Below are 15,435 nucleotides of genomic sequence, written 5' to 3'. Positions count from 1 at the left end.
ACAGGTGTCGAATCGCGCCATCCGCGGCCCAAATGAGGCTGCGCAGTTGCATTTGCAGCAATCTGTGGAATACCGATCGATTCTTGCTTCCACCACCGTTGGGAACCTTAATGTCCATTCGCACTCGACTGCGGGATTCGTCCGCTCTGGCCGGCGGTGTCTTCGCCGCTCTTCTTCTGGCCGCTCCGGCTTTCGCCCAGGACGCCCAACCGGCTCCGCAGGACGATCAGGACGAGGAAAGCGCGGAGCTCGACGACGTCGTCGTCACCGGTTCCCGGATTCCCCAGAACGAGTACACCAGCCCGTCGCCGCTCCAGGTGCTGACGACAGAGCGCGCCGAGCAGCGCGGTCTCAGCGATACGGCCCAGTTGCTGCAATCCTCGACCCTGGCGGCCGGTTCGCCGCAGGTGAACTCCACCATCTCCAGCGCCTTTGTGACCAACGGCGGCCCGGGCGCCGCGACCATCTCACTGCGCGGCCTGGGCGCCAACCGCACGCTGGTTCTGCTTAACGGCCGTCGGGCCGGCCCGGCGGGCACGCGCGGCGGCGTGTCCAGCTTCGACCTCAACGTCATTCCGCAGTCGGCCATCAACCGCATTGACCTGCTGAAGGACGGCGCGTCGTCCATCTACGGCTCGGACGCGGTGGCCGGCGTGGTCAACCTGATCACCGAACGCGCCCGCGACGGCGGCGAGATGGCGGCCTTCGCCAGCATGCCGTTCGAGGGCGGCGGCGAGCAATACAACGTCTCCGGCTCCTTCGGGAAAACCTTCGACCGGGGCTACCTCAATTTCTCCGCTGACTATTACCTGCAGGAGAAGCTGGCCGCCGGCGAGCGCGACTACCTGATCTGCAGGAACCAGTATGTGTTCGAGCCGGGCACCCGCAATCGCGCCGACCGTATCGATCCGCGCACGGGCCAGCCGACCTGCAACGACCTCACCTGGGGACAGGTCTATGTCTACGGTCCCGACTTCTCGGGCCGGGCCGGCCGGTTCCAGTATGACTATGACGGCGACCTTGGCTCCTATATTCCGCCGCGTCCGACCAACCCCGCAGTCAGCGCCCAGTATCCGACGGCGCCGGCCGGCTTCTACCTGGTCAACTACGACACCCCTTCGCGGGCCGTGGTCAACAACCTGTCCCCGTTCGCGCACGAGGAATCCATCATTCCCGAAACCGAACGCTATACGGCGTTCGTCGAAGGCGCCTATGAGCTGGGCGGCGGGGTCGAGGCCTATGCCGAACTGCTGCTGAACCGCCGCGAAAGCCGCACCGACAGCTACCGCCAGTTCTGGAACTACACCCTCACCTCCGACTTCCTGGACTTCTACTATGGTCCGGGCGCCGGCGGAGATCCCGTCAACGGCTTTACCGGGTTGAACATCCTCAGCCCCACGGCGATCACCGATCACTTCGACCAGTCCCAACGCGTGGACTACACCCGACTGGTGCTGGGCCTGCGCGGCGACCTGAACCTGGGTTTCATGAACGGCTGGAAGTGGGACATCTTCGGCCAGTACAGCCGCTCGGACGGTGAATACACCTCCGACGTCATCCTGAATGACGCCGTGGAGTCGACCAACTTCAAGACCGTCTCCTGCGTCGGCACAAACCTTCCGGTCAGCGGTCGCCCCTGCATCGACGTCGACTTCACCCGGCCGGGCTTCCTCGCCGGCGACCTGACCCAGGCCGAGCGCGATTTCCTGTTCGCGACCGACACCGGCAATACTGTCTATGAGCAGACCTACCTGGAAGGATCGATCGCCGGCAATCTGTTCGAACTGCCGGCCGGACCGCTGGGGATCGCCCTCGGCTTCCACGTCCGCCGCGACGAGATCGTCGACACCCCGGGAGAGATCACCCTGGCCGACAACAGCTGGGGTCTGACGGGCGCCGGCATCACCGAGGGTTCGGAAGACACCAACGAGGCCTACGCCGAACTGGCCATCCCGCTTCTGACCGACCTGCCCTTCGTCCAGCGCCTCGATCTGTCGCTGTCGGGCCGCTACACCGACACCAAGACCTCGGGCGACGCCTCGACCTACAAGGTGGGCCTGAACTGGGCGATCAGCGACACGATCCGCATCCGGGCCACGCACGGCACCTCGTTCCGCGCCCCCGCCCTGTTCGAACTGTATCTGGCCGACCAGACCAGCTTCGTCGGTCAACGCAATATCGATCCCTGCCTGAACCTGGACCAGCGTGTGGTGGACGGAAGTCTGACGACGACCGACCCGCTCTATGTCAACTGCCGCAGCACGTCCGGTCCGGGCGGCGGCGTCCCGGGTAACTTCGTCGGCGGCGTGTCGTCGGCCGAAGTGGTGACGGGCGGCGGTCTGGGCGTGCTGGAACCCGAAACCTCAAAGGCGACGGTCATCGGCCTTGTGCTGACCCCGCCGGACAGCAACCTCAGCGTTGCAGTCGACTATTTCGAGATCAACATCGAGGACCAGGTCAGCGTGCTCGGCGCCGGGGGCATCCTGCAGGCCTGCTATCTGTCGGAGAACTTCCCGTCTGACCCGATCTGCTCCCAGTTCGACCGGGACCCGACGTCCAAGTCGATCATCGAAGTCCGGGACAGCTTCCTGAACATCGCAGAGCAGAACAACCGCGGCCTGGATATCACGGCGCGCTGGTTCCACGACTTCAACTGGGGCACGCTGTCGCTCGATACCCAGACCACCTGGACGTTCGAATCGAACCAGTCGACGTTCGCCGACTTCGGCACCGACTTCCTGGGCGACATCGGCAATCCGAAACTGGTCGGCAACATCAACGCCAGCGTCACGCGCGGTCCGTGGACGGCCTTCTGGGGCTTCGACTGGATCGGCGATCAGGACAATCGCCCCGATCGCATCCGCAACGGCCAGTCGATGTTCCAGACCATCGACGGTCGGGTGACGGCGATCAAGGCCAACGCCGAGTTCACCGGTTTCCACAGCGTCTCGCTGGCGTATGAAGCCGAGGGCTGGGGCATTTCGGCCGGGGTGGCGAACCTGTTCGACGAACTGCCGCCGGCCGCTTCCGCGACCGCCGTCGGAACGCAGGGCAACTCCATCCTGTCGTCGCAGTATCAGGAAGCCTATTACGGCCGCCGCGCCTTCGTCCGGCTCAGCAAATCGTTCTAGGCCGCTACGCCTGACGCAAACCGGGGGCGGCGGAGCAATCCGTCGCCCCTTGCCGTTCCGGCGGCCCCGCTTCTGCTAGCAGGATGGCGGCGCAGCCGCCGCGCAAGGAGGCCGCATGGCTGTCATCAAGGGCCTGAAGGACACGCTGAACGACGAGGTCGCCAGATTCGATCAGGCGCCGCTGAAGCAGCCGGTTCTGGTCAACAGCGTACCCAAGGGCGGCACTCATCTGCTGCGCAACATCCTGCGGATGTTCGTGCCGGTGGCGCAGCACCATGATCGGGATTTCGTGCAGATTCCGAATATGCATCTGCATCTGGACGCCTTCAATCCGAACGCGCCCATGCTGTCCTGCGGCCATCTGTTGTTCAGCGACCAGTCGCTGGCCAACATCCGTTTCGCGCGGCACATCCTGCTGGTTCGCGATCCGTACGACTGGGTGCTGGCCCGTGCGCGATTCTTCGTTTCCGAGGAGTTCGAGCAGGAAAATATCGCTCATCTGAAGTCGGGCGTCTTTTCCGCAGACGCCATCCTCAACATGATGATCTTCGGCATTCACCAGAAGTCTCCGGCGCTGCTCGACATCTTCACCCACAACGCCGCGGCCTGGCTGGGCACGGGCGTTCATCTCGTGCGCTACGAAGATGCGGTGCGGGCGGTCAACGCCATCGACACGCCCGAGAGCGAGGCCTTTTTCTCCGCCCTGCTGGCCGCCGCCGGCATCGAGCGGCCCGCCGACTGGCGCGAGCGGGTCACCGTCGGGGCCGATCGCAAGCAGAGCCGCACCGCCCGCGAGAATCTCAAACTGCCGGAGGGACTGGAGTTCCCCGCCTCGCTGCCGGAAACCCAGCGCCGGCTGGTCGAGTTCCATGCGCCGGGTTTGCGGGCCCTTCTGGGCTATGCCTGAGGGGTTCGCCCTGCGACCCATTCCGGCAGGTCGGCGATGCTGGCCAGCGCCCCGTAGCGGTCGTGATTGTCAGGCGCATCCGCCACTTCGTGCGCCCATGTGATGGCGTAGGGGATGTGCACCGCCCAGGCGCCTGCCTCCAGGGCCGGCAGCACGTCCGACTTCATGGAATTGCCGACCATGACGGCTTCCCTCGCCCCGGAGCCGTGGCGATCGAAGATGCGTTCATAGATTTCGCGATCCTTTTCCGACACGATCTCGATGGCGGCGAACAGATCGCCCAGGCCCGATGCGGCCAGTTTCCGCTCCTGGTCCAGCAGGTCGCCCTTGGTGATCAGCACCAGCCGGTAGCGGTCGGATAGCGCCGCCAGGGCCTCATCCACGCCGGGCAGGGTTTCGACCGGATGGGCCAGCATCTCGCGTCCCGCGGCGAGGATTTCTCGCACCACGGACGCCGGGGCCTCTCCTCCGGTCAGCTCCATGGCGGTCTCGATCATCGACAGGGTGAAACCCTTTACGCCGTATCCGTACAGGCGAAGATTCCGCTTTTCGGTCTCGGCCATCCGGGCTTCGAGCGTCGCCCGATCCGCGTGATCGGCCAGCAGCGCGACGAACCGGTCCTGCGTCAGCCGGAAGATGGTCTCATTGTGCCAGAGGGTGTCGTCGGCATCGAGACCGACCGTGGTGATGTTCATGCCGCTCCCTAACACCACAACCCGGTCCGGGGGAGGGGCGGTGGAGGCCCGAACGGGGTCATCATGGTCAACGGCCTTTGACCATGTTTGTCAGCGTTGCGTTCGTGGGTTCGGGGATACTCTGTCAGGTCCGGGGGGAACTTCAACGACCAGCCAAGGGGGCGGTCATGACACAAGTTCCGGCGTACACGGCGACCGATAGTCCGGGGAGAAGCCCCGAAAGGGAAAGTTCCTACTCGCCTCTGGGAGAGCGCCGCTCCTACGCCGCGCCCTATGAGAGTCTGACTTTCAGCCTGGTGACCCGCGCCGGACGCGAGCTGACCGTGACCCTGGCCGCCCAGCCCGTCTTCGATCTGGACCGGTCGACGCCGGTCAGCCGGCGCATTCGCCGCATCGTCCGGCATCGAGGAGGCGAATCCGCCCTGGCCGCCCTGGGCCGGCGGACCCTGGAACCGGCCGATCTGAAGCGCATCGACCTGCAGACCCTGAACTACGGTCTGGACCTGCTGCGTCTGGGCCCGGAAGACACCGGGGTATTGCCGGCCTTCTGGCGAACGGTGGCTTCCAGCCGCGGGCGGTTCGCGCTGCTCTGCGCGGAACTTCAGCACGGCTCGGCCCCGGGCAATCTGCTGGTCGAGGTCATGGGGGGGCTGGAACAGGCGCCGCCCGAGACAATCGACGAATCCGTCGGCCATTTCGAAACGGCGGCCCTGGGTGTGATTCTGCACATCGCGCCCGACCCGGGCCTTGTCCGTCGGCTGGCGGGCGTCCGCGCCCGCTGCCTGGCCATAGACTTCGCCGGCGTCGCTCATGAGGGGCCCCGCGAGTGGCAGGCGGCCCAGGACCTGATCGTCGCCGCGCGCGAGACCTGTAGCCAGGTCCTGCTGTTGAACCTGCGGCCCGACCGGGGTCTGGCCGCCCAGGCCGCCGGCGCCACCCATGCGGTGTTCGCGGGCATGGCGGCCATCACAGTCTAGGGGGTGGTTGACGCAGCCGCCGCGCCGGGGCCTTGATCCCGGTCATGCAGGCCACGCTTCCCGCCCGACTCTATGGCTGTCCCGACGCATGGTCGCGCGAGCGATCCGCCGTGTTCGGGCGCGCCTGGTTGTTTCTGGGCCATGAGGCGGAGGCGGCGGGTCCCGGCGACTGGATCGCGTCCGACGTGGCCGGTCATCGTCTGCTGGCCCTGCGCGGCAAGGACGGGGTGCTGCGCGCCTTTCACAATGTTTGCCGGCACAGGGCGGGACCGCTGGTTACAGGTCCGCGGGGACACTGCGAGGGCGAATTGGTGTGCGGCTACCACGGCTGGCGCTACGCTCTGGACGGCCGGCTGCGGTCCGCCGTCGGCTTCGGCGCCGCGGACGGGTTCGACCCGCGCGAGTTCGGTCTGCTGGCGCTGCGTCTCGAGACATGGCGCGGTCTGGTGTTCGCCACTCTGGACGCGGACGCCGCCCCGTTGGCCGATCTCGTCGCGCCGCTGGAAGCCCTTCTGGCCGAGCGAGGCCTGACGGTCGCCGCGCCGGCCCTGCGGCGCAGCCACGACCTGGCCTGTGACTGGAAAACCTATGCCGAGAACTATCTGGAGGGGTACCACATCGGGTCGGTCCATCCCGTACTGGCCGGCGAACTGGGGTCGGCCGAATACCGCGTTCGGGTCGAGGGCGATCTGGTCATTCAGGAAGCGGCAGGCGTCAATGACGGACCGCAGGCCGGGGTGTGGGGCTGGCTGTGGCCGAACCTGGGGATCAACGTCTATCGCGACGGAGCCATGATCGAGCGGATGACACCGGTCGGACCCGGGCGGACGCGGCTGGACTATCTGTTCCTCAACGACGGCGGCGAGACGGCTCTGGGCGGCGCGCTTGAAGCCTCCGACCGCCTGACCGCCGAGGACGCCGCCATCTGCGAGGCGGTGCAGGCCAATCTGTCGGCGGGGGCCTATGACCGCGGCGTGCTGAGTCCGCGCCATGAAGTCGCGGTCGCCTGGTTCCAGTCGCGGATCGCGGAGGTTCACCCGTGAGCGGCGTTCAGCATCCCATGCCACTGCCGGAAGAACCCCTGGCGGACCGGCACAAGCTGGGTTGGGGATTGGCGGCCCTGGTCGTGGCCGGCAACATGATCGGCTCGGGCGTCTATCTGCTGCCCGCCAGCCTGGCGCCCACCGGCAGTTCCAGCCTGATTGGCTGGCTTGTCGCCGGAGCCGGGGCGGTCACGCTTGCGCTCGTGTTCGGGGCCCTGGGACGTTTGCAGCCTGATGCGGACGGCCTGTCCGGTTTCGCCGAGCGGGGGCTGGGGCGCTTCTTCGGCTTTCAGACCGCCCTGGCCTTCTGGACCGCCTGCCTGGTCGGCAATGTCGCCATTGCGGTCGCCGCGACGGGCTATCTGGGCTTTTTCTGGCCGGTGCTGAAGGACCCCGTTGCTGCGACCTTCTGTAACCTCGGTCTGATCTGGCTGGCGACCATCGCCTATATGGTCGGCGCGCGAACCGCATCGTGGGTGGCGGCGCTTGCTCTCGTGGTCGGTCTGGCGCCCATCGTCATCGCGGTGGCGGCGGGGATCGTCGCTTTCGATCCCGCGATCTTCGCGCAGTCCTGGAGCCCGTCCGGCGATCCTCTCGTTGAGACCGTTCCGGCGTCGCTGGCCGTCATCTTCTGGGCCTTTCTTGGCGTCGAGAGCGCTGCGGCCCTGTCCCTGCGGGTGCGCGACCCCGCCCGCGATGTCGGGCGGGCCTCGGTCGCCGGAGTGCTTCTGGCCACGGTCATCTATGTCGCCGCGACCGTCGCCGTATTCGGCGTGATTCCAGCCGGCGTGCTGGCCCAGTCGACCAGCCCCTACGCCGACCTCGCCTCACGGGTGTTCGGCGCCTCGATCGCCGGCTTCGTCGCGATCTGCGCGGTGGCGAAGACCATCGGCACGGTCGGCGGCTGGGTCATGCTGGGCGGAGAGACCGCACGAGCGGCGGCGCGCCGCGGCTATCTGCCGTCCGGCTTCGGTCACGGAGCGCGAACCCCTGTCGCCAACCCCCTGCTGGGCGGCGCGATCATGAGCGTGGTCACCGTCCTTTCGGGCCAGCCGACCCTGGGCGGACAGTTCAACATTCTCGCGGGCGCGACGGCGGTGCTGAGCCTCGTCGTCTACGCCATCTGTTCGGCGGCGCTGTTCCGGCTTGCGCGCCGGTCCCGCGCGCGCGCCGTCGCCGCGGTCGGTTTTTTGTTCGCCTGCGCCGCCGTGGGGTTCGCGGCGCCGCCCTACATCCTGCCGACGGCGGGCTTCTTTGTGGTCACGTCGCTCGCCTGGATGGCGTTCATGCGCAAACGCGCCGTGCCGGTTGACCCCGGGACGCCCGCTCTTTAGCAACGCCGCCGTTTGCTCGCCGGGATTCGGTGCTAGGGACCCTGTCATGACCACCCAGCTTCTACCCGGCGTCACCGGCGTGCTCGCGCTCGCGGACGGAACCATCCTGCAGGGCCTCGGCTGCGGCGCGACGGGCTCGGCCCTCGGCGAGGTCGTCTTCAACACGGCCATGACCGGCTATCAGGAAATCCTGACCGACCCGTCCTACATGAGCCAGATCCTGGCCTTCACCTTCCCGCACGTCGGCAACACCGGGACGAACGTCGAGGATCTGGAGCAGATCGGCGGCGGCTCCGACACCTCCGCGCGCGGGGCCGTCTTTCGCGATCTGCCTACCGATCCGGCCAACTGGCGGGCGGACAGTTCGTTCGACGACTGGATGAAGCGGCGTGGCGTGGTCGGTCTCGCCGGTGTCGACACCCGGGCCCTCACGGCCCTGATACGGGACGGCGGCGCGCCTCATGCGGTGATCGCCCATGATCCGGACGGAAATTTCGACCTCGACGCCCTGGTCGGTCGGGCGAAGGCCTGGAGCGGCCTCGTCGGCCTCGATCTCGCCAAACCGGCTTCCACGCTGCAGGCGTTCGAGTGGGACGAGGGGTTGTGGGACTGGCCGGAGGGCCATCCGCGCGTCAACGCGACCGACAAGTCGGTGGTCGTCATCGACTATGGCGTGAAACGCAACATCCTGCGGGCGCTCGCATCGACCGGCGCCAGGATCACTGTAGTGCCGGCGACGACGACGGCCGAGGACATTCTGGCCCGTAATCCCGACGGCGTGGTCCTGTCCAACGGGCCGGGCGATCCGGCGGCGACGGGCGTCTATGCGGTGCCGGAAATCAAAAAACTGGTGGACAGCGGCACGCCCCTGTTCGGCATCTGTCTCGGTCACCAGATGCTGGCCCTGGCCCTGGGCGCGAAGACCGTCAAGATGGCCCAGGGCCACCATGGCGCCAATCACCCGGTCAAGGATCTGACCACGGGCAAGGTCGAAATCGTGTCGATGAACCATGGCTTCACCGTTGACCGCGACAGCCTGCCTGACGCCGTTACCGAGACCCACGTCAGCCTGTTCGACGGCACCAACTGCGGCATCGCCCTGAAGGACCGTCCGGTGTTCAGCGTCCAGCACCACCCCGAGGCCTCCCCGGGGCCGACCGACAGCCTGTATCTGTTCCAGCGGTTCGCGGATTCGATGCGCGGCTGATTACGGCAGCGGCGCAAAGCTCTTTTCCTCGCGCAGGGCGCTGGCCTTACGCACGGCTACGGGGGCGGCGTGCAGCCAGTAGTCGGCGTCTTCCAGACGATTCGAGCGCAGCCGTTCGGCGCCGCGCAAACGCCGCAGGGCGGCGTTCTCCAGCAGCCGGGCGTGCAGGGCGCGGGGAGACAGGTCGTCAATGGCCGGGGATCCTGGAACGGCGACGGCGTCCGGACCTTTTGGCTCCACCGCGGGGCGGACGATAGTCAGAAACATCGATAGTCTCTTTCTGTACTCACTCCCGGTCGAACCGCGGCGTTCGTCAGGCCGCCGTCCGTTCCTTCGTCTTCACCGGGCGAGGTATGGTTAATCCACAGGTCTGTGGATAGTTCCGACATGTGCAGAAAAATACGCGCATATTCAGGCAGTTATGGCCGCTCTTTAGCCTTTGTGGTTAACGAGAGGTAAAGAGACCCAAACTGGTGAGTCGCGCGCTATAAGGCGCGGTGCGCTTCGACGACCGTTTCCTTGAAGAACTGAAGGCCCGCCTTCGGCCGTCCGACATCATCGGGCGGACGGTGAAGCTCAAGCGTCAGGGACGCGAGTACGTCGGCCTGTCGCCCTTCACCAAGGAAAAGTCGCCATCCTTCTTCGTCAATGACGACAAGGGCTTCTTCCACGACTTCTCGTCCGGCAAACACGGCGACGTCATCAGCTTCCTGCAGGAGACCGAGCGGCTCAGTTTCGTCGAGGCCGTACAGCGGCTGGCCGGCGAGGCGGGCATGGCCCTACCGGCCGAAGACCCCCAGGCCGCCGAGCGCGAGGCGAAGAAGCAGGGTCTGACCGACTGGATGGATCTGGCGCAGAAATGGTTCGCCGCGAATCTGCGCCGCTCCCCGGGGAAGGCGGCGCGGGAATACCTTGAGAAGCGCGGCCTGCCCGAGGACCAGTGGGAACGGTTCGGCCTCGGTTATGCGCCCAATGACCGTGAGGGGCTGAAGAACGCCCTGGTCCAGCGCGGCGCCCGGCCCGGCGATCTGGTCGAGGCGGGGATGCTGATAGCCCCGGAAGGCGGAGGCGCGCCCTACGACCGTTTCCGCGACCGGCTGATGTTCCCCATCCTCGACGCGCGGGGCCGCATCGTCAGTTTCGGCGGCCGGGCCATGAATCCGGACGACCGCGCCAAATATCTGAACGGTCCCGAGAGCCCGCTCTTCCACAAGGGCGCGACCCTGTACGGCCTGCCCGAGGCCCGTCGCATTCTCGGCGCCGAGTCCAAGAGCGACCAGGCCATAGTGGTGGTCGAGGGCTATATGGACGTGATCGCCTGCCACCGCGCCGGAATCCCCGCCGTGGCGCCCATGGGCACCGCCCTGACCGAAGAGCAGATGGAGCGGCTGTGGCGAGTCTCGCACGAGCCTGTGCTGTGCTTCGACGGCGACGCCGCCGGACGTCGGGCGGCTTATCGCGCCATCGACCGGGCCCTGCCGCAGTTGAAGTCGGGCCGTTCGTTCCGCTTCGCCCTGCTGGAGGGGGGGCAGGACCCCGACGATATCCTGCGCGACAAGGGCGCGCCGGCCCTGCGTCAGGCCTTGGCCGCGACCCGTCCCTTCGCCGAGGTGCTATTCGGCAAGGAGGCCGAGGTCGAGCCGCTGGATTCGCCCGAGCGGAGGGCGGGCCTGAAGGGCCGCTTGCGTCAGGCCGCCTCGGCCATTCAGGACAAGGACCTGGCGGAACAGTATCGACGCGAACTGTTCGATCGCTTCGACGCCCTGTTTCCCGCCCGTCGCGCGCCCGCGAGCCAGCCCTCGGCCGGGCCCGGCGGGCGCTGGCGTCCGGGCCCGCCCCCCAAACTGGGGCAGACAGCGGAGGGGGCGCAGGCGATGCAGTCGCTATCCCGTTCGATCGAGCCGGTCGCCGCGGCCCTGGCTCATGGCGCCGTCGACGACCCCGAGCGGATGGACGATCATCTTGAGGCGATCGCCGCCCATGGCTTCGGGGATCCGGCCCTGGACGGGCTGGCGCAGGAGATGGTTCGCCTGCGCTTCTCGGGTCAGGACCTTGACTCTGCGGCGCTCCGTCGCCATCTGGCGCAATCGGGTCATGGCGTCCTAATGCACGAGGTCGAGAAGGCGGCGGCAAAGTCCGGCGCGCCCTTCCTGGCCACAGACAAGCCCCTCGGCGAGGCGCGGATCCGATGGTCGCAGGCGTTCGACGCGCTCACTCGCGTGGCGGCGCTGGAGGATGCCCTGGGCTCGACGGCGGGTACGCCGGGCCAGGACGAGGCGTTTCGCCGGCTGAAAGCCGAGCGGGATGCTTTGCGTCGTGCGATCAAAACCGGTGAGATTTGGGAAGACAGCGCGGGTTCGTAACCAACGACCCCGCCACACGTTGCATTGGCGGACGGCCTGATCAGCCGCTCCACCCGGAGATAGAACTGAATGAGTGCGCAGACCGAGACGCAGGAAACCGAAGCCCAGAGCGACGGTCCGCTGCTCGACCTCACCGACGCCGGGGTGAAGAAATTCATCAAACAGGCCAAGGCCCGGGGCTATGTGACCATGGAGGACCTGAACAAGGTCCTGCCGTCGGAAGAGGTGACCCCCGACGCGATCGAGGACACCTTGGCGATGCTGTCCGAAATGGGGGTCAACGTCGTCGAGGCCGAGGAAGACGCGGCCGAGACCACTGAAAAAGAGGGCGGCGAGGTCGTCGAGCGCGCGGAGACGAACGTCGCCGAGACGCCGGCCAAGGCCGCCTATGATCGCACCGACGACCCGGTGCGGATGTATCTGCGCGAGATGGGCTCGGTCGAACTGCTGAGCCGCGAGGGCGAGATCGCCATCGCCAAGCGCATCGAGGCCGGCCGCGACGCCATGATCTCCGGCCTGTGCGAGAGCGCCCTGACGTTCGAGGCCATCATGGTCTGGCGCGACGAACTGGCCAACAACCGCATCCTGCTGCGCGAGGTCATCGACCTGGACGCCACCTATGGCGTGCTGAACCCCTCGTCCCTGCCGCACAACCAGCCGCCCGCCGGCACGGTGGTCGAGCCGGCCGAACCGGAAGAGGGCGCGGAGCCCAAGCCGGAGACGGACGACGAGGAGGACGAGGACTTCGACGATGGCGGCGGGATGTCGATCTCGGCGCTGGAGGCGGAGCTGCGCGATGGGGTCATGGAGGTGCTGGACGCGGTCGCGGGCGACTTCGGGGCGTTCCGCAAGCTGCAGGACAAGCTGGTGGAGAGCCGGCTGAAGGGCGAACAGCTCAGCGCCAAGGACCAGAAGGCCTATGACACGCTGACCTCGACCATTTCGGGCCGGCTGAAGACGATGAAGCTGAACAACCACCGCATCGAGGCGCTGGTCGAGCAGCTGTACGCCATCAACAAACGCCTGATGGGCCTCGAGGGCCGGCTGCTGCGCCTGGCCGACAGCTACGGCATCTCGCGCCCCGAATTCCTCAAGTCCTATTTCGGCGCCGAGCTGGACCCCGCCTGGGCCGAGCGGATCAAGGACATGGGCGTGCGCTGGACCAAGTTCAGCGAGAACGAACAGGCCCAGATCGCCCAGATCCGCGGCGACGTCGCCGCCGTGGCCACCGAGGCCGGCCTGCCGATCGACGACTACCGCCGCATCGTCCAGACGGTGCAGAAGGGCGAGCGCGAGGCCCGTCAGGCCAAGAAGGAAATGGTCGAGGCCAACCTGCGCCTGGTCATCTCCATCGCCAAGAAATACACCAACCGCGGCCTGCAGTTCCTGGACCTGATCCAGGAGGGCAACATCGGCCTGATGAAGGCGGTCGACAAGTTCGAGTACCGCCGCGGCTACAAGTTCAGCACCTATGCGACCTGGTGGATCCGTCAGGCCATCACCCGCTCGATCGCCGACCAGGCGCGCACCATCCGCATCCCGGTGCACATGATCGAGACGATCAACAAGATCGTCCGCACCAGCCGCCAGATGCTGCACGAGATCGGCCGCGAGCCGACGCCGGAAGAGCTGGCCGAGAAGCTGGCCATGCCGCTGGAGAAGGTGCGCAAGGTCCTCAAGATCGCCAAGGAGCCCATCTCTCTCGAAACGCCCATCGGCGACGAGGAGGATTCGCACCTGGGCGACTTCATCGAGGACAAGAACGCCATCCTGCCGATCGACGCGGCCATCCAGTCGAACCTGCGCGAAACCACCACCCGCGTGCTGGCGTCCCTGACGCCGCGCGAGGAGCGGGTGCTGCGCATGCGCTTCGGCATCGGCATGAACACCGACCACACCCTGGAAGAGGTCGGCCAGCAGTTCTCGGTCACCCGCGAACGCATCCGCCAGATCGAGGCCAAGGCGCTGCGCAAGTTGAAGCACCCCAGCCGCAGCCGGAAGCTGCGGAGCTTCCTGGACAGCTGATACGGACAGGGGGCGGCTCGCAAGGGCCGCCCCTTTTTCCCTGGCCACCACCCTCCGCTCATCCCGGCGAAAGCCGGGACGCAGTCCTTTGGGTGATACAGCCAGATCCAACTGGCCTCGCTCGGCAGTCCTGAAACGCCGGCGTCAGGCTGGACAGCACTGGGTCCCGGCTTTCGCCGGGATGATCGGAATTTTGGTGTGCTGGTGATCTCGTGATTATCCACCAGATCAAATCACCCTAGCCTCCGCCCCATGCGCCCCGTCCTTCGCCCCCTAGCGACCGCCGCCGCCACGGCCCTGCTGCTGGCCGGCTGCAGCCCCATGCTGCCCGAGCGGCCCGCCCCCGCCCGCTATCCGGCCGCCTCCTCGCGCACCGAGGCGCCGCTGGTCGGGGCGCTGGTCGACCAGCCGATCGGCGGCGGCACGCGCCCGGCGGTGATCCGCGAGAGCGCCGACCTGCAGCAGTGCATGGCCCAGCTGACGGCCGCCCGCGTGACCTTCCGCCCCGTGCCCGACCGGTCGACCACCCAGACCTGCGGCCTGACCGCCGGCGGCGTTCTGGGACCGGACCTCGGGACCGTGGCGCGCATGGCCCCCGGCGACGTCGAGATGACCTGCCGGACGGCCCTGGCCCTGAGCGTGTGGCGGCGCCAGTCGCTGGAGCCGGCGGCGCGGGAGCTCCTGGGCTCGGACGTGGTCCAGATCGATCACATGGGGGCGTACGCCTGCCGCAATGTGAACAACGGCGGGGTCAGCGGCCGCATCAGCGCCCATTCGCAGGCGGCGGCGCTGGACTTCGCCGGGGTGCGGCTGCGCGACGGGCGGCGGATCACGGTGGCGGCCGACTGGACCGGCGAGGGCCCCGAGGCGCGCTTCCTGCGCCGCATCCGCGACGACGCCTGCCGCATCTTCGGAACGACCCTGAGCCCGGAGTACAATGCGGTCCACGCCGATCACCTGCATCTGGAGGCGACCGACACGCGGTTCTGCCGGTAGGAGAATTCGACGACGCGTCCGGCGCGACTTCGACGACGCCGCATGCGACTTCGGCGACTCCGGATACGGCTGCGTCCGTTTCTGACGCAGGTGCGTGGTCGGCTGCCGCCATGGACCATTTCCGTCTGAGAAAATATCGCGGCCCCGAGGTGTGGGCGCGTGTGCGGCTGGCCTATGAGGCCGGCGAGAGCGGGCCGTCGGTGGCGCAGCGGTTCGACATCGGCCTGGCCAATCTGAGGAAGAAATGCCGGCTGGAGGGCTGGTCGCGGCGCCATCAGGCGGAGCGCTCGGACCGCGAACTGCCGGGCGGGCGGATCACGGCCGTCGCTGCCGCTGCGGACGCGCCGCCCGGGGCCGGGCGCGACCCGGCGGGCGACCCCGCGGCCCCGCCCGAACCGGTCGAGGTCCGCCGCCGCGCCGTCGACCGCGCCGCCGCCCTGCTGGCCGAGGGCCGCGCGGCCGAGGCCCTGACCCAGCTCAAGGCGGCCGAGGCCCTGGCCCGGCTGGACGCGGCCGAGGCCGGGGCGACGCCGGAGCCCGGGGAAGAGGAATTCGAGGCGGTGCGCATGAAGGCCGGCCAGATCATCGAGGCCCGCGCGACAGAGCTGGCGCACGAGATGCTGGCCGAGGGCGTCCGCCCCGGCGTCCGCTGGGGCGGGTACGCCCTGCGCTGGCGGGCGCAGACCTATGGGACGGAGGCGGCGGAGGCTGACCGGCGGACGGCCGAGGCGGAGGGGTGGGCGGACCGGTACTGGGA

General features: G+C 67.7%; 12 protein-coding genes. 10 read left to right on the top strand and 2 right to left on the bottom strand.

Annotated features, from left to right (window positions below; genetic code table 11):
• The first annotated feature begins 110 nt into the window (after positions 1-110).
• Both VN378_RS05195 and VN378_RS05190 read left to right on the top strand, forming a co-directional pair.
• A complete protein-coding gene (locus VN378_RS05195) occupies positions 111-3,131 on the top strand; it encodes a TonB-dependent receptor plug domain-containing protein (RefSeq protein WP_325741634.1) in 3,021 nt (1,006 codons plus the stop codon).
• Between the two features lie 115 nt (positions 3,132-3,246).
• Positions 3,247-4,038, top strand: coding sequence for a hypothetical protein (locus VN378_RS05190; RefSeq protein WP_325741632.1), 792 nt, complete (start codon positions 3,247-3,249; stop codon positions 4,036-4,038).
• On the opposite strand, the gene VN378_RS05185 is transcribed toward VN378_RS05190, so the two are convergent.
• Positions 4,029-4,733, bottom strand: a complete 705-nt coding sequence (locus VN378_RS05185; RefSeq protein WP_325741630.1) for an HAD family hydrolase — start codon at positions 4,731-4,733, stop codon at positions 4,029-4,031. The two genes, VN378_RS05190 and VN378_RS05185, sit on opposite strands and share 10 nt — an antisense overlap.
• 296 nt (positions 4,734-5,029) lie before the next feature.
• On the opposite strand from VN378_RS05185, the gene VN378_RS05180 reads away from it, so the two are divergent.
• The 4 genes from VN378_RS05180 to carA are packed head-to-tail and all read left to right on the top strand — an operon-like array spanning position 5,030 to position 9,294.
• Positions 5,030-5,710 carry a hypothetical protein gene (locus VN378_RS05180; protein WP_325741628.1) on the top strand — a complete coding sequence of 227 codons (681 nt, stop codon included), beginning with the start codon at positions 5,030-5,032 and terminating at the stop codon, positions 5,708-5,710.
• 44 nt (positions 5,711-5,754) lie between these two features.
• Positions 5,755-6,753 carry an aromatic ring-hydroxylating oxygenase subunit alpha gene (locus tag VN378_RS05175; RefSeq protein ID WP_325741626.1) on the top strand — a complete coding sequence of 333 codons (999 nt, stop codon included), beginning with the start codon at positions 5,755-5,757 and terminating at the stop codon, positions 6,751-6,753.
• A complete protein-coding gene (locus tag VN378_RS05170) occupies positions 6,750-8,087 on the top strand; it encodes an amino acid permease (RefSeq protein WP_325741624.1) in 1,338 nt (445 codons plus the stop codon). Before VN378_RS05175 ends, VN378_RS05170 begins: the two co-directional genes overlap by 4 nt.
• Before the next feature lie 46 nt (positions 8,088-8,133).
• Entirely contained in the window at positions 8,134-9,294 is a 1,161-nt protein-coding gene (gene carA, locus VN378_RS05165) for a glutamine-hydrolyzing carbamoyl-phosphate synthase small subunit (protein ID WP_325741622.1), read from the top strand.
• On the opposite strand, the gene VN378_RS05160 is transcribed toward carA, so the two are convergent.
• Entirely contained in the window at positions 9,295-9,561 is a 267-nt protein-coding gene (locus tag VN378_RS05160) for a hypothetical protein (protein ID WP_325741620.1), read from the bottom strand.
• A 230-nt stretch (positions 9,562-9,791) separates the two neighbouring features.
• On the opposite strand from VN378_RS05160, the gene dnaG reads away from it, so the two are divergent.
• The 4 genes from dnaG to VN378_RS05140 form a co-directional block, all read left to right on the top strand.
• Positions 9,792-11,657: a DNA primase gene (gene dnaG, locus VN378_RS05155; protein WP_325741618.1), complete on the top strand. Its 1,866-nt coding sequence runs from the start codon at positions 9,792-9,794 to the stop codon at positions 11,655-11,657.
• A gap of 69 nt (positions 11,658-11,726) precedes the next feature.
• Positions 11,727-13,682 carry an RNA polymerase sigma factor RpoD gene (gene rpoD / locus VN378_RS05150; protein WP_325741616.1) on the top strand — a complete coding sequence of 652 codons (1,956 nt, stop codon included), beginning with the start codon at positions 11,727-11,729 and terminating at the stop codon, positions 13,680-13,682.
• A gap of 252 nt (positions 13,683-13,934) precedes the next feature.
• The gene (locus VN378_RS05145; RefSeq protein ID WP_325741614.1) at positions 13,935-14,678 is read left to right on the top strand and encodes an extensin family protein; all 744 of its coding nucleotides are present in this window, start codon (positions 13,935-13,937) and stop codon (positions 14,676-14,678) included.
• 110 nt (positions 14,679-14,788) lie between these two features.
• Positions 14,789-15,435, top strand: a 647-nt coding sequence (locus VN378_RS05140; protein WP_325741612.1) for a hypothetical protein, incomplete at its 3' end; no start/stop codon positions are given.

The sequence above is a fragment of the Brevundimonas sp. genome (genome assembly GCF_035561115.1).
In the GTDB taxonomy this organism is placed as follows: domain Bacteria; phylum Pseudomonadota; class Alphaproteobacteria; order Caulobacterales; family Caulobacteraceae; genus Brevundimonas.
Note: the sequence above shows the minus strand (reverse complement) of the source record. Positions and strands in the feature narration are given on the sequence as shown.

Coding starts and splice junctions, on each gene's coding strand:
- carA (WP_325741622.1), top strand. CDS start 8,134: ATGACCACCCAGCTTCTACCCGGCGTCACCGGCGTGCTCGCGCTCGCG.
- rpoD (WP_325741616.1), top strand. CDS start 11,727: ATGAGTGCGCAGACCGAGACGCAGGAAACCGAAGCCCAGAGCGACGGT.
- VN378_RS05145 (WP_325741614.1), top strand. CDS start 13,935: ATGCGCCCCGTCCTTCGCCCCCTAGCGACCGCCGCCGCCACGGCCCTG.
- VN378_RS05185 (WP_325741630.1), bottom strand. CDS start 4,733: ATGAACATCACCACGGTCGGTCTCGATGCCGACGACACCCTCTGGCAC.
- VN378_RS05160 (WP_325741620.1), bottom strand. CDS start 9,561: ATGTTTCTGACTATCGTCCGCCCCGCGGTGGAGCCAAAAGGTCCGGAC.
- VN378_RS05175 (WP_325741626.1), top strand. CDS start 5,755: ATGCAGGCCACGCTTCCCGCCCGACTCTATGGCTGTCCCGACGCATGG.
- VN378_RS05190 (WP_325741632.1), top strand. CDS start 3,247: ATGGCTGTCATCAAGGGCCTGAAGGACACGCTGAACGACGAGGTCGCC.
- VN378_RS05195 (WP_325741634.1), top strand. CDS start 111: ATGTCCATTCGCACTCGACTGCGGGATTCGTCCGCTCTGGCCGGCGGT.